14 protein-coding genes (1 of these 14 only partly in view) are annotated in these 14,614 nt (G+C 54.6%); 6 read left to right on the top strand and 8 right to left on the bottom strand.

The features are described from left to right. Positions 1-114: 114 nt before the first annotated feature. Entirely contained in the window at positions 115-279 is a 165-nt protein-coding gene (locus ACXAF0_RS15405; protein ID WP_475346729.1) for a YdcH family protein, read from the top strand. Between the two features lie 400 nt (positions 280-679). Next, positions 680-2,575, top strand: coding sequence for a propionyl-CoA synthetase (locus ACXAF0_RS15400; protein ID WP_475346728.1), 1,896 nt, complete (start codon positions 680-682; stop codon positions 2,573-2,575). Between the two features lie 98 nt (positions 2,576-2,673). Here ACXAF0_RS15400 and ACXAF0_RS15395 read toward each other — a convergent pair whose 3' ends face one another. The 5 genes from ACXAF0_RS15395 to ACXAF0_RS15375 form a co-directional block, all read right to left on the bottom strand. Further along, positions 2,674-3,246, bottom strand: a complete 573-nt coding sequence (locus ACXAF0_RS15395) for an N-acetyltransferase family protein (RefSeq protein WP_475346727.1) — start codon at positions 3,244-3,246, stop codon at positions 2,674-2,676. Positions 3,247-3,327: 81 nt separating this feature from the next. Continuing rightward, complete coding sequence (locus tag ACXAF0_RS15390) at positions 3,328-4,137, bottom strand: DeoR/GlpR family DNA-binding transcription regulator (RefSeq protein ID WP_475346726.1); 810 nt, start codon at positions 4,135-4,137, stop codon at positions 3,328-3,330. A gap of 144 nt (positions 4,138-4,281) precedes the next feature. Then, positions 4,282-5,223, bottom strand: a complete 942-nt coding sequence (locus ACXAF0_RS15385; protein ID WP_475346219.1) for an IS110 family transposase — start codon at positions 5,221-5,223, stop codon at positions 4,282-4,284. A gap of 240 nt (positions 5,224-5,463) precedes the next feature. Further along, positions 5,464-6,144: a DUF1013 domain-containing protein gene (locus ACXAF0_RS15380; RefSeq protein WP_475346725.1), complete on the bottom strand. Its 681-nt coding sequence runs from the start codon at positions 6,142-6,144 to the stop codon at positions 5,464-5,466. A 300-nt stretch (positions 6,145-6,444) separates the two neighbouring features. After that, complete coding sequence (locus tag ACXAF0_RS15375) at positions 6,445-7,452, bottom strand: NAD(P)H-quinone oxidoreductase (protein WP_475346724.1); 1,008 nt, start codon at positions 7,450-7,452, stop codon at positions 6,445-6,447. Between the two features lie 89 nt (positions 7,453-7,541). Here ACXAF0_RS15375 and ACXAF0_RS15370 point away from each other — a divergent pair, with 89 nt between their 5' ends. Both ACXAF0_RS15370 and ACXAF0_RS15365 read left to right on the top strand, forming a co-directional pair. Then, positions 7,542-7,736 carry a DUF1192 domain-containing protein gene (locus tag ACXAF0_RS15370; RefSeq protein ID WP_475346723.1) on the top strand — a complete coding sequence of 65 codons (195 nt, stop codon included), beginning with the start codon at positions 7,542-7,544 and terminating at the stop codon, positions 7,734-7,736. Between the two features lie 489 nt (positions 7,737-8,225). Beyond that, positions 8,226-8,672, top strand: a complete 447-nt coding sequence (locus ACXAF0_RS15365; RefSeq protein WP_475346722.1) for a DUF1465 family protein — start codon at positions 8,226-8,228, stop codon at positions 8,670-8,672. A 64-nt stretch (positions 8,673-8,736) separates the two neighbouring features. On the opposite strand, the gene ACXAF0_RS15360 is transcribed toward ACXAF0_RS15365, so the two are convergent. Beyond that, complete coding sequence (locus ACXAF0_RS15360; protein WP_475346721.1) at positions 8,737-10,587, bottom strand: adenylate/guanylate cyclase domain-containing protein; 1,851 nt, start codon at positions 10,585-10,587, stop codon at positions 8,737-8,739. A 254-nt stretch (positions 10,588-10,841) separates the two neighbouring features. Beyond that, entirely contained in the window at positions 10,842-11,066 is a 225-nt protein-coding gene (gene rpmE, locus ACXAF0_RS15355; protein WP_008891651.1) for a 50S ribosomal protein L31, read from the bottom strand. A gap of 273 nt (positions 11,067-11,339) precedes the next feature. Here rpmE and cyaY point away from each other — a divergent pair, with 273 nt between their 5' ends. Further along, positions 11,340-11,672 carry an iron donor protein CyaY gene (gene cyaY, locus ACXAF0_RS15350; protein WP_475346720.1) on the top strand — a complete coding sequence of 111 codons (333 nt, stop codon included), beginning with the start codon at positions 11,340-11,342 and terminating at the stop codon, positions 11,670-11,672. Positions 11,673-11,718: 46 nt separating this feature from the next. Then, on the top strand, positions 11,719-13,515 hold the full coding sequence (locus ACXAF0_RS15345) for an ABC transporter transmembrane domain-containing protein (protein ID WP_475346719.1): 1,797 nt from the start codon (positions 11,719-11,721) through the stop codon (positions 13,513-13,515). Positions 13,516-13,709: 194 nt separating this feature from the next. On the opposite strand, the gene ACXAF0_RS15340 is transcribed toward ACXAF0_RS15345, so the two are convergent. Further along, positions 13,710-14,614, bottom strand: partial view of a peptidoglycan DD-metalloendopeptidase family protein gene (locus ACXAF0_RS15340; RefSeq protein ID WP_475346718.1) — the 3' portion only. Its footprint extends 388 nt past the window's final position; 905 of the gene's 1,293 nt are visible here — the last part of the coding sequence; the start codon falls outside the window, past its right edge; it ends in the stop codon at positions 13,710-13,712.

Genomic DNA, 14,614 nt, shown 5'->3' with positions numbered 1-14,614 from the left:
CCGTTCCCTGCGACACTGTGTTCCTGTTCACGTTCCTGATCGAAACACTGGAAATCATGTTACGAAATTAATACCATCTTCCTGTGGGCAATGTCAGATATAAGGAGTAGGCGAATGAGCGTTCAAAGCCATATCGAAGCTCTTACTGCCAAACATGCTGCACTTGAGCAGGAACTCCACCTCGAGACGCGCCGCCCGGCGCCCGACGATTCCATCGTCGCAGACATTAAACGTCGCAAGCTTGAAATCAAGGACGAGATAAACCGAATAACCCATTAGCCGTTCGGGCGTGGCCAAACGCGTGAGCAAGAACACGCGATCTCCCACGTGAACGGTGTGACGACCTCATAGATTTCCAAACTCTTGCCTTTGCCGCCTCATCTTATCGCCCACGCTTGAGGCGGCAACTTTATGTCTGCACTTCAAAACTTCGGGCAACTCCCCACATTAATCTCATCAGTGAAAATGCATACGAACCCCCGGCTTCGGGGGATCAGTCATGCCTGTATTTTGAGTAATTGTAATCCGCAGAAAATAAGGGATTACCGGGCTCTACCAATGTCTAAGGGGTATGTGTGAATTAAATCGGTATTATGATGCCGATTTACGAGCATAACGCTACGGATGCGTCCGGTTTCGGGCGCCACCAGACCAAACGCCGCGGGAGGGTATTTCGCCAATGACCGGTCGCTATCAGGAAATCTACGAACGTTCGATCGCCGACAAGGAAGGCTTTTGGGCAGAAGCTGCTGAAAACATTTCCTGGTACAAGAAGTGGGATCGCGTTCTTGATGACAGCAACGCGCCCTTTTATCGCTGGTTTAGCGGTGGCAAGGTCAATACCTGCTATAATGCGCTTGATCGTCATATCGAAGACGGCCGCGGTGATCAGCCCGCCCTGATCTATGACAGCCCGGTCACCAACACGGTGCAATCAATCACCTATTCCCATCTGCGCGATGACGTGGCCCGTCTTGCCGGTGCGCTGCATGCGCGCGGTGTGACCAAGGGCGATCGGGTGATTATCTATATGCCGATGATCCCGCAGGCGGCGATGGCGATGCTGGCCTGTGCGCGTATTGGGGCAATCCATTCTGTGGTGTTTGGCGGTTTTGCCTCCAACGAATTGGCAACCCGCATCAATGACGCCAAACCAAAGCTGATCCTGACGGCAAGCTGTGGCATCGAAGGTTCGCGGGTGATCGAATACAAGCCGCTGCTTGATAAGGCCATCGCCATGGCTGATCACAAACCCCAAAGCGTCATCCTGTTCCAGCGTCCGCAAAGCGATGCACTGTTGATTGATGGCCGTGATTACGACTGGGAAGTCGAATGCGCCAAGGCCGCACCGTCTGACTGCGTGCCGGTTGATGCCACCGATCCGCTTTACATCCTGTACACGTCTGGCACGACGGGCCAGCCCAAGGGCGTTGTTCGTGACAATGGCGGCCATATGGTTGCCCTGCATTGGTCGATGAAGAATATCTATGATGTCGAGGCCGGTGACGTTTACTGGGCGGCATCTGATGTTGGCTGGGTGGTCGGCCATTCTTATATCGTTTATGCGCCGCTTCTGGCGGGCTGCACCACGATCATGTACGAAGGCAAACCGGTCGGCACCCCGGATGCCGGGGCCTTCTGGCGGGTGATTTCCCAGCACAAGGTCAAGGTCCTGTTCACAGCACCAACGGCATTCCGTGCGATCAAGCGTGATGATCCCAAGGCCGCCCACATGGCCAATTACGATCTGAGCAGCCTCGAAGCGCTTTATCTTGCCGGGGAACGTTCCGATCCCGATACCCTGCAATGGGCTGAAAACAGCCTTGGCATGCCGGTGATTGATCACTGGTGGCAGACAGAAACCGGCTGGTCGATTTGTGCCAACCCGCGCGGGATTGAGTTGTTGCCGATCAAGTACGGCTCACCAACGGTTGCGGCCTGTGGCTGGGACGTTCAGGTTCTTGACGAGGCCGGCAAACCGCTTGAACGCGGACAGATCGGCGCGCTTGCTGCCAAATTGCCGCTGCCCCCGGGCACGCTTCCGACCCTTTGGCAGAACGAAGAGCGGTTCAAATCATCTTATCTGGAAGAATTCCCGGGTTATTACGCCACGGGCGATGCCGGCTTCATCGATGAAGATGGCTATATCTATGTCATGTCGCGTACTGACGACATCATCAACGTTGCGGGCCATCGCCTGTCGACGGGGGGGATGGAAGAAGTCCTGTCAGGCCATCCGGATGTCGCCGAATGTGCAGTGATTGGCGTGCATGATGACCTCAAGGGTCAGTTGCCGCTGGGCTTTATTGTTCTGAAATCCGGTGTGACCCGCCCACATGATGCCATTCTGGCCGAAATCGTTGCCATGGTCCGTGATCAGATCGGGCCGGTGGCAGCGTTCAAAAAGGCCACCGTGGTTGACCGTTTGCCCAAAACCCGATCGGGCAAAATCCTGCGCAAGACCATGCGCTCCATCGCCGATGGTGAAAGCTACAACACCCCGGCAACGATCGATGATCCGGCGATCCTCCCCGAAATCGCCGAGGTCCTCAAAGAGATCGGTTATGCAAAATAGATAAGTTTTCCATCACAGATGCACACTCCCGCTCCCTTGTTATTGGAGCAGCCTTGCACCCGCTTTTGTTTTCAAAAGCGGGTGTTTTTTCTGTGCTATCAGGATTTCGGGATGACGGGACTATCTTCGCCAAGCGGGCGTTGCATCAGAACTGAATCAAGCCACCGATCAAACTTGTAGCCGACCTTCTTGAAGGTTCCGACCATTTCAAAGCCGTGGCGTTGATGCAGGGCGATGGAGGCCTTGTTGGCACTATCGCCAATGGCAGCCACCATCTGACGCCAGGGGCCTGCTTCACAGCGTTCGATCAGGGCGGTCATCAACAAACTGCCAAGCCCCTGGCCGACACAATCCGGGGCAACATAGATCGAGTTTTCGACCGTATGGCGATAGGCCGTGCGCGGGCGATAGGTGCTGGCATAACAATAACCCACGATCACATCACCGCGGATGGCCACAAGATAGGGCATGCCCTTGTCGCGAATGGCGCGAAAGCGATTGCCAATCTCGGCTGCATCCGGGGCATCTTCCTCAAACGAGGCCGTGCCATGCAGCACATGATGGCGATAGATCGCGGTGATGGCCGGAATGTCTTCAATTGCGGCATCGCGGATGGTGATGTCGGTTGAGGGCGGCGTTGCAGCGTCTTTGGTGGCAGTATTCAGGGGCATGGCTTTATCCGGCATGATGATCTTCACGCTGAAACTACGCTCAAAGCTCGCATGAGGAAAAGTTTTAAATGCGTCTGCCGGTCAGTCTTCATCCGCAATGAAGAAGGTCGGAAAGTCTGCCCCCGGTTCCGGTGCATGAAGGGCGACACCCGCCGTCGTAATCATCTCGGCAATATGGTCTGGCGGTGTGCAATCGGTGAAGAATGCGCTGACGTCGCGGATCGATCCGCCGCGGACAACCGCGTTGCGGCCAAACTTGGTATGATCGGCAACCAGATAGGATTTCCGCGCGTTCTTGAGGATGGCGGACCGGGCACGGACTTCCTGTTCATCGAAATCCAGAAGGCTTCCGTCCGGATCAATCCCGCCAACGCCAAAGATGCCGTAATCAACCTTGTAGCTGTTAAAGAACGCCTCAACCTCGGGGCCAAGCACATCGCGGTCACGATTGCGCAGACGCCCGCCAATCAGGGTGACTTCAAAGCTGTCATTGGTTGCCGCGACATAGGCGACATTGAGGTTGTTGGTAAATATCCGAAGATCGCGGTGCTGCAACAACGCATTGGCAACCAGCTCTGGCGTGGTGCCAATTGAAAAGAACAGGGATGCGCCATTGGGAATTTCACGCGCAACCAGGGCTGCGATCTTGCGCTTGTCATTGACATTGAGAACCTTGCGCGCCCGATAGGCGATGTTTTCATGTTCAAGGGCGGGTTCGACCCCGCCGTGACGGCGCCGCAGCAGGCCTTCATCACACAGCGCATTAACGTCGCGCCGGATGGTCTGCGGTGTCACGACAAAGCGTTCAGCAAGCTGCTCGATGGTGCGGAAGCCATCTGCACGGACAAGTTCAACAATGCCGGCCTGGCGTTCGGTGGGACGTTTTTGCATGGAAACGTTTCTTCGGGGTTGTTCAGTCGAAAAGCTGGCGAATGGTATTTTGCATCCGTGTCGGTTGCGTTACCGTTTAGCTGCATTACTGTGAAACAAACCTTACGCGTATGGCGTGCAATGCCCAAACAAAAAGCAGCGGTATTAACCGTCAAGTATTAAAGCATAGTGGTCACGCATTCTCGCATTGAGGATCGTGACCATTTTTCTGACGACGGCAATGACAGCAACCTTTCCTGGTTTTCCGTTTTCAGTCAGGCGCTTATAGAAGTCGCGCAGCAGCGGGTCGAAGCGTATTGCCGGTAATGCGGCGTAGTAAAGAGCATTGCGCACTTCCATACGTCCGCCGCCAATCATTCTTTTGCCCTGGAACAGACCGCTATCCCTGTTGATTGGGGCGACACCGACCAACTTTGCAATCTGCCCTTTTTCAAGCAATCCGATCTCGGGCAATTCAGCGATCAGCACACAAGCCGTTACAAAACCCACTCCCTTCTGGGTCAACAGAACATGTAATATCGCCGTCAATTCCGGGGATGAGTCTACACACTCGCGCATCAGCTTCTCGACCTCCTGTCTCTGACGGGTGAGGAAGTTGACGGTTTCCTCGATCAGGGCCCGAGCCGGATTATCAGGCTTCTCAAGCCGGTTCTTCTCCTGGATCAGCATGTGTGTAAGTTGGCGCCGACGGGCAACAAAATCAGCGAGTTTATAGCGGGCTTCATCTGTTCTGGCCATCAGGCGCGGCGACATGCGTTGGCCGTAATCAGCCAGTACAAAGGCATCAATCCTGTCTGTTTTGCTCAGGGTTCCTGACGCTTTGGCAAAGTGGCGGATCAGAAGGGCATTGACCTTTGAAACAGGTAATTGTGCAGCTTGCAAAGCTCGAACCAGAAGGCGTTGATAGCCGCCGGTTGGCTCCAGAACAATCCGCTCCAGCCCCGGGAAAGCCTGCAGTCTGGCGATCAGGTCTGCAATCCCGGTTTCTGAATTGGCAAAGCGCAGGGTGTGTTTGTCTGGTAAAATGCACAGATCAAGCGAGGATTTTGATACATCGATACCAACAAAACGGGTAGTATAAGACACGGCAATGTCCTCCTTATACTCGAGCGTCAAAGCTCTTCCAGCGGTTCGACAATGCCTCCAGAGACCGTGAGTGTTCAGCTTTTTTACGGATGTAAAAATCCAAGGCCGCATCAACACCTCACGGATCCGGGAGCCTGCGTATACGCAGGCTCCCAAATGAAAAGAGGCACGAACATCATACCAAATGTTCGTGCCTCTCAATGTATAAGGCCGCCCAGCGGGCGGCCCTTTTGAATTCGATCAGGATTTGAAGAGGTTTTCTGCCGCTTCCATGTAATCGGAAGTTTTCGGCTCTTCTTTCTTCTCTTCGCCTTTTTTGCCCGGGTAGTCCGGTTCCGGATTAATCTGCAGCTCTTCTGGCAGCGGATCCGGCTCAACATCCTTGGCGATTTTTTCCGGGTTTTTCGAACGCGCGATCACGACCTGTTTTTCAAGATCAAGCTCGGTGCAAAGACCCATGGTCACCGGGTTGCGCGGTGCCAGGTTGGCCGAGTTCCAGTGCGAACGATCACGGATTTTACCGATGGTGTCCTTGGTGGTGCCGATCAGCTTGCAAACCTGTGCATCGGAGAGTTCCGGGTGATGCTTAAGCAACCAGGCGATTGCATTCGGGCGGTCCTGACGTTTCGAAACCGGGGTGTAACGAGCACCCTTGGCCTGCGCACGCGGGCGCGGCAGATCGGTTTTCGCCATTTTCAAAAGTTCGCGCGGATCTTTTTCGCAGCGTTCAATTTCTTCGTGGGTCAGCTGACCGTTGGCGACCGGGTCAAGGCCAACAATACCCTGGCCGACATCGCCATCAGCGATGGCCTGAATTTCAAGCTCGTGCAGTTCGGTGAAAGACGCGATCTGCCGGAACGACAAGCCGGTATTGTCGATAAGCCATACAGCGGTTGCTTTGGGCATGAGGGGCTGTGCCATATTTCCTCCTGTTTCCTTCTTTCTCTCTGGAGACCGGCGATGGGTATAAGGCCCAAGAAGCGCGGGAATGTATGCCCCAGAATATAATCTCTTTTGGTGGTCCGGCAATGCTGCAAGGTCAACCACGGGGGTTGCTGCGCATCGTCGGACCCGCCATTGCGTTCTTTTCGATCAATGTGCGGGTAAATGCAACAATCTGTTGCGGTGATCTGAAAAGAATATTTCTTCTCAGACCGCAAGCATAGTCATGTTGCCATGGATTGGTCAGATAAAAGATATAAGACCTTCGTCCATACGCGATCAGTGGACTTCCAGTATCACTTTTCCGATGTGCGCGCCACCCTTCAATATGGCGTGTGCCTCGGATGCCTGTTCAAGCGGGACGGTCTTGTAGATCACGGGCGTAACCTTACCGGCCTCAAGAAGTGGCCAGACCTTTTCGTGCAAGGCATTGGCAATCGCGCCCTTGTTGGCAACTGGCTGCGCACGTAGTGTTGATCCCATCAGCGTCAGGCGTTTGAGCAAAAGCGGCGTAAAGTTGGTTTCGGCCTTGGGGCCACGCAAGAACGCGATGATCAGGATGCGGGCTTCAAAGGCCGCTGCCTTGAAATTCCGACTGACATAGTCTCCGGCAACCATATCAAGAATAACATTCGCCCCCTTTCCATCGGTTGCCGATTTGACCTCTTCGCCAAAATCCTGCGTTTTGTAGTTGATGGCAACATCAGCCCCCAGATCACGACAGGCCTGACATTTCTCATCCGTGCCGGCCGTTGCAATCACCTTGGAGCCGAACGCCTTGGCCAGTTGAATGGCGGTGGTGCCAATCCCAGACGTGCCACCATGGACCAGAAACGTCTCGCCCGCCTTCAGCCCGGCCTTGTCAAAAACGTTATGCCAGACTGTGAAAAAGGTTTCCGGAACGCCGGCCGCGGCCGTCATGGATATGCCACCTGGTACAGGCAGGCATTGTGCCGCCGGAACCGCGGCATATTGCGCATAGCCGCCACCGGTCACCAGCGCGCAGACCTTGTCGCCAAGTTTCCAGTCGGTGACATTGGCGCCAATCGCCACGATTTCGCCTGAAAGCTCAAGCCCCGGAATTTCCGATGCCCCCGGTGGGGGCGGATACATGCCCGCCACCTGCATAAGGTCCGGTCGGTTGACCCCGCTTGCCGCAACCCGAACCAGCACATCATCGGTGCCATAGTCCGGCACAGCGAGCTCGCCAAGGACGAGGGCTGGTTTGTCACCATCTTTCGTGATTTTGATGGCTTTCATCTTTTCGGGAAATTCTGGATTGGACATCGGGACCTCGTTGGCGAAAACTGCGTTTTATACCTATCTAGGAGAAGTCAAAAATTCAATGACCGTGACCGGGTCGGAAACAATGGAGGATGACCGTGGACGAAGAAGATGGCGCAATCTTCAAGGGTGGTGAATTTGGTCTGCCGCGCAATCTTGAAGGCATGTCAGTCGAAAGCCTGAAAGACTACCGTGCCGCATTGGAACGCGAAATTAAACATGTGGATGAGGCGCTGACACATCGCAAAGGTGCAGTCGCAGGGGCGGAAGCCCTGTTCAAAAGCTGATACCCGGACAAACGCGCGTAAGGAGGCTGTCTGAATACTAGACGTGAGGATGGTATTTTTAAACCTGAGGTTAATTGAAAATTAAACTTACCGTCTTATATGTGGAATAGAGGGTCATCTGATGACCCCCTTGTCGAACGTGATGTTTCGATGCCTCCCTGTTAAACTGGACCGCCCTTTTTAGGGCGGTTCTTTTTCTTTATGATTTATACTCAAATACTTAACCGTGATGTTTCCGGCAGTTTTTCAGCGTTTCGCGTGGATTAATCCGCAAAAGGGTGCGGGTTAATACGTATTGTCACATTTGTGCCATGAATAGCCTTGACCGCTTGTGAAGCGCTGGCTAAAGTTCGCACACAATAAAAAACAAAACCAAAAAGTCCGGCAAGTTTAGCAGGTTGAGGTGAGACCGCCCCGAAAGTGGGCGGTCTTTCTATTTGGGCATTTTTGTGCCTTGAAGCCACACATGGCCTTCCCAATATATTCAAGATGACGTACGAGCATCCACCAGCGCCCAATGCGGCGTCGTATCATGGCAATTTCTCGGTTGTTCACTTTTCGCGTACTTACGACGAAGCCTTTACCCTGTTGGTAGAGGCCCGAAACTACCTTTCGGCAAATCGTGGGCAAGGCAAGCGACATGGCAACCGGGAAGCCGTTGTACAATGCGTTGAAGAAATGCGCATGACCACGCGATTGATCCGGGCAATGGCGTGGCTTCTTGCCGTGCGTGCTGTTGAAGAAGGCGAGATTGCCTGGGATGAAGCCGTTGATATCGATGACCTTATGGTCGATATCCGCGTTTGCACCTCAGATCGCCATGAAGAATGCAGCTTTATCTCGCCAGGATTGCTTGATCTGATGGGGCGGGCGCACGCGCTTTATATGCGCACGGCACGCATGGAGCTTCAAGTCGCTGCGCGCTGCAACGGCTAATCCCGCGAACTGATTTTTCAAGAATCTGAACTGTCTGAAGATGCCAATCGCCGGGGCGCGATTGTTATGAACGTGCCTGAACCTGAAAAACTTCAACCGGTTCGGAAAAACCCTTCATCTGGCGCGTGCCTTGGGACACAAAGCTCGCCCGGCTGCCGCTATAGGTATTTTTGACGTTATCGGAAACCAGCGTTTCATCCCCGCCGGCCTGCGCGCAGACACGTGCGGCAAGCTGGACGACACTGCCAAACAGGTCGTTTTCCTCGGCAATGGCTTCACCGGCATTAATGCCGATGCGGATCTGGAATTTCAAATCCTGTGTGGCGTTATGTGACGCCATGTTCTTCTGGATTTCAATGGCAGCCTCGACAGAGCTTGCCGAGGACGGGAATACGGCCATGATGCCGTCGCCCATATGTTTGACTTCCTTGCCATAGTTATTGATGAGCGCGGTGCGCACGATCTGGTTATGGATATGGACCATCTGTTGCGCGCCATGATCCCCCAGTTCTTGGGTCTTGGCGGTGGAATTGACAATATCGGTAAACATTAGCGCATGAAGCTTTTTGCCGGCCGACCCTTGCGGCCCGGCCGCAGGTTTCTCGCTCCAGTCTGCAATTGCCTTGGAGACGGATGAATTGATGCTCTTCTCATCCTTGATATAGGCATCCATCGACTGACGTCCGGCCCCGTACATATCCTTGTATTTCGGCTCAAGGATATAGTCGTCGACATTCTTGCAGAATGTATCGGCCAACCCTTTGTTGGCGCCCAGTGCAGAAATGCAATCACGCAGGATCATCCGCCCGTCTTTTTGATCGAGCGCATGCTTTTCACTGCAGGCATCACAGGCACCTGCAACATACAGATTGACGCCAAACTTGTGATAAGCGTCAAGTGCCGGGACCGAGCGCTGGATTGCCTGGATTGAACCGGTGATAAAGTCGCGCATCTGTTCGCGGGTCGCACGCATTTCACGCGTTTCGACCATCGGCTTGTCAGGTGCATTATCGATCGGGGCCGGTGCTTCTTCCTGCGCTTCTTCTTGCGGTTCATCAGCCTGTTGGTCGACAGCGTCCGCATCATCCATGGCGTCGCCGTTATCTTCACGCGCCATCTCTGCTGCCATTTCGGCAGCTGACTTGCGCCGCGCGCCATTGTCAGAGGTTTGGGCACCGCGGCCATTGCGCGAGCCCGGACGGGTCGCCCTGGCTTTGGTCTGGCGCGAAGAGGCAGTTGATGACTTGCGGGCGCGGCCCTTGAACTTTTTGGTCAGCGCCATCAACATCGGGACGACGCTGGCCAAAAAGCCAACGGTAAAGGACAGGAAGTTGATCTTGTCATAAAAGCTCTGACTGATCTTAAGCCCCATTCCCGGCAGGAATTCCAGCCCCTTGGCCGTCAGCAACATGGTTGCAAGGCCAATGGCAATCGCAAAGCAAAACGCGACCGCCATCTTAAGACCGAGCCCAACAAGGCTTTGGCTTTCGGCCAGGGTCCCTGATGGTTTGATCGGCGATGGTTTCTTGTCTGCTGCTGTCGCCGGATCACTTGCTTTGTCCTCGGGCTTTTCGGCCGATGAAGGTGAGGGGCCAGGCGAATGGGTCGGACGCGGCCTTTGGGGTTTCTGGGCCGACGGACGCTTGGGCTGTGCTTTGGGATTGGTATTTTCAAGCTTGCCCTGACCGCGTGTCTCGTAGATGACATACTCGTCAGAGCTGTTGGTCGCGTTGTTATAAACCTCGCGGATAACCTTTACGCCCGAGACGTGATTGGCGCGTTCGATCTGTTTGGCTTCTTCTTTGGCCTGCTTTTTTTGCGCACCAGAAAAGTGGCCGTGGATCTGCCATCGGCCTGAACGGTCTTTAACATAGACCTCATAGCTAACCTGGTTACGTGCCGTCACTTGATTCATATAAGAGCCTGGTGATGCGTGCATGCAGGACCGGGCAGTGCCCTGTACCGCCTTACCATAACGAAGGGGATTATGGCAAAAAAATGCCAAAATCACCATCAGTTATGCTCATTAACAGCCAAGAGTTGTTCTAACTACAGTTTTTTAGCGTGATCAGCTATGCAATTTTGCGGTTTAGACAAAGAAAAACGCCCGCAGCATCAAGAAGATGCAGCGGGCGCTGATCCCACAGAACACAGAAACGTGTTCTTTGCTTAATTGCCGATATTGAAACCAGCGAAGCGCTTTTTGAATTTCGCAAGCTGCCCGCCGCTGTCCAGAAGACGGTGAACACCAGTCCAAGCCGGGTGGCTTTTCGGATCGATGTCGAGCTTCAACACATCGCCAGGGTTGCCCCAGGTCGACTGCGTGGTGAAGGTGCTGCCGTCAGTCATCTGAACGGTGATCTCATGGTAATCGGGATGGATATCTTTTTTCATCGCCTATCACTCCGGAATTTGAAGCGCGGTGTATAGTGTAAAAAATCGGCTCGCGCAACCCCTGTAACCGGGAATTATCCGATTAACGCCAAATGAGGGGAGTGCAGTAGCGATCTGGCGGTCGTTTAGCAGTGCTTGGCCCGCGTTTCAAGCTTTTCTCGCAAGCTTGCTTATGCATACTTGCACAGGCCTCTTTATATAGTATGGTGCGCCAACAATTCATTGTCGCCTTGCCGGGGCGTTTGACCCCGATGACAGACGGAGAACAAGACTGTGGCCCTCGAGGAAACCCGCTTCCATCAGATTGCTGACGAAACCATCGAAACGCTTTCTGACGTTATTGATGATGCACTGGGCGATGACCTTGAAGTCGATCTGCAGTCGGGCATCCTGACCATTGAACTCGACTCGGGCGAACAGTTCATTATTAACAAGCACGGTCCAAATCGCCAGGTCTGGCTCTCTTCACCTGTTAGCGGTGCGAGCCACTATGATTTTGACGAAGACAACGAAACCTGGACCTCGACCCGTGGCTCGACCACGCTTCCTGATCAGCTCTCGACTGATCTTGCGGTCAAAACCGGTAACAAACTTGATCTTGGCTGATCTTTGATTGGCTGCGTGGCTCCCGTTGCATATGGAATAAAGTGCCTTGGCGCGTACACCGACTTCTTCTGCAAAACTCACCGATCGTGAAACCAGCCGGAACCTTTCGTCGCTTCGCGCCATTGTTCCGTTTGTCACAAAGTATCACTTGCAGCTGATCGGTGCGCTGATTGCACTGGTAACCGCATCGGGCACAGTGCTGGCCCTTGGCAACGGCCTGCGCATGCTGGTCGACGAAGGTTTTGCCGAAGGCGACGGCGCACTGCTCGATCGCGCCCTGTTTGTGCTGTTTGCCGTGACCCTTCTTTTGGCCGGCGCCAGTTACATGCGCTTTTTCCTGGTTTCGTGGATCGGGGAACGTGTGGTGGCCGATATCCGATCAGCCGTCTATCGCCACATCATTCGACTGGACTCGGCCTTTTTTGAAGTCACCCGTACTGGCGAGGTGCTTTCGCGCCTGACGACCGATACGACGCTTCTGCAATCTGTCATTGGCTCAAGCGTCTCGATTGCGTTGCGCAATGCGTTGATGTTCGTTGGTGGCTTGACGATGCTTGCGATCACCAGTCCCAAGCTCACTGCTTTGGTCTTGCTGGTCGTGCCGTTGGTTGTGGTTCCGATTGTTGGTTATGGCCGCCGGGTACGCCGCCTGTCGCGCGAATCCCAGGATCGGGTCGCCGATGTCAGTGCCTTTTCCGAAGAAACGCTGAATGCGCTGCGCACTGTTCAGGCCTACACCCACGAAGAAATCGAAAGTACCCGTTTCAGCGGCCATGTCGAAGGCGCCTTCAAAACGGCTGTTGCGCGTATTTCCGCGCGCGCCCTTCTGACTGCCATTGTGATTGTCATGGTGTTTGGCGCGGTTGGTACGATCCTTTGGATCGGTGGTCATGATGTGCTTGATGGCACGATCTCTGCCGGGGAGCTTTCCGCCTTTGTTTTCTACGCTGTGGTCGTGGCCGGATCGGTTGGCGCCATCAGTGAGGTTATCGGCGATTTGCAACGTGCTGCCGGTGCGGCGGAACGTCTTGTGGCCCTGCTTTCGACCGAACCTGAAATCAAGGCACCGGAAAACCCGGCGCCGATGCCGGTTCCCCATCAGGGCCATGTCAGCTTCGAGGACGTTACCTTCCACTATCCCGCCCGTCCGGATCGCTCCGCACTTGAAGGTCTCAGCCTGTCGGTTAAGCCGGGTGAAACGGTCGCCCTTGTCGGCCCATCAGGGGCGGGCAAGACGACGGTCTTCCAGTTGCTTCTGCGCTTTTATGATCCGGCAAGTGGCGTGATCCGGGTTGATGGCGTCGATATCAAAACCGCCGATCCGGTTGCTGTGCGTGAACGCATTGGTCTGGTGGCACAGGATCCGGTGATCTTTGCCGCCAATGCGTGGGATAATATTCGCTATGGTCGCCCGGATGCGACGGATGATGATGTCCGTGCGGCAGCCGATGCCGCCCATGCCAGCGAGTTCCTTGATCGCCTGCCGGACGGGTTCAATACCTTCCTTGGTGAAAAGGGCGTACGCCTGTCCGGTGGACAGCGTCAGCGCATTGCAATTGCACGCGCGATCTTGCGCAACCCGACCATTCTTCTGCTCGATGAAGCGACCAGTGCGCTTGATGCCGAAAGTGAACAGGTTGTTCAAAAGGCGCTTGAAACCATCATGACCCAGCGGACGACGCTGGTGATTGCCCATCGTCTGGCAACGGTGCTGCATGCAGACCGGATTGCGGTGATTGATGATGGCAAGCTGGTGGCGATCGGGACCCATCAGGAGTTGCTTGAAAGCTCCCCGCTTTATGGGCGTCTTGCCAAGCTGCAGTTTGACCGCGACGCTGCCTGATCAACGGCCTCTTATCCCACTGATACAGTCATCATTGTAGCTACGCCTCGTGCAGAACGATCATGAGACGTCGGTTCGGTCATCCTCTCAGTGTGATGTGACACGGCGACGCCCTGTACGTTGCCCCCTACGATCCATCAGAAAACAAAAAACCCGCCACGGGGGCGGGTTTTGAAATGCTGTGTATATCGATCTTATTCGGCGCTGGCGATCTTGCGATTGCCGATCGAAAGCTCGGCATATTGTTTGCGCAGCACATCGGAATCGGCAAGGAAGCGGTCAAGTTCGTCACCCTTAAGCGTCTTGCCGCTCGGCATCTTGACGCGGATCGGGTTGACCTGGGTATGGTTTTTCAGGATCTCGTAATGCAGATGCGGGCCGGTTGAACGGCCCGTGGTGCCGACATAGCCGATAACATCCCCCTGCTTGACGCGAGAACCCTGACGCAGGCCCTTGGCAAAGCCGTTCATGTGGGCATAGGCCGTGTCATAGGAATCGTTATGGCGGATCAGGATGTAATTGCCATAACCGCCATTGCGGCCAATCTTGGCAATCGTGCCGTTACCCGCGGCAAAGATCGGGGTGCCGGTCGGGGCGGCAAAGTCGATGCCCTTATGCATCTTGGTGTAACCAAGGATCGGGTGCTTGCGTTTGCCGTACCCCGATGACAGGCGCGCCCCATTGATCGGGGTCCGCATCAGTGCACGGCGATAAGACTCACCCTTCTGATTATAGAAGTCGGTCTCGCCATTGCTGTCGGTATAGGAATAAAGCCGCACTTCATGGCCGCTCAGCGTCATGCTGGCATACAGCACATCGCCAAAACGAACGCGCTCACCGGCATCATTGTTGAGTTCCTGGTACATGACCTCAAAGCTGTCGCCCGGCTGAATGTCACGCTGGAAGTCAACTTCATAGGAATAAAGCTCGATCAGGTCCATCAGGACCGGGATCGGAACGCCGTTGCGTTCCGCAGCAAGAAACAGGCTCTGTTCAATTGTGCCCGATGCAACGTTGCGTGCGGTGGTCAGTTCGATCTTGTCTGAAGATGCCTGATAGCCATCATCGGTACGCGAAACCGAAACAATGGTTTCCGGGT

Source organism: Thalassospira sp. ABD4_177 (genome assembly GCF_056160125.1).
The sequence above is the reverse complement of the archived record's forward strand: the minus strand, read 5'-3'. Positions and strand labels throughout refer to the sequence as shown.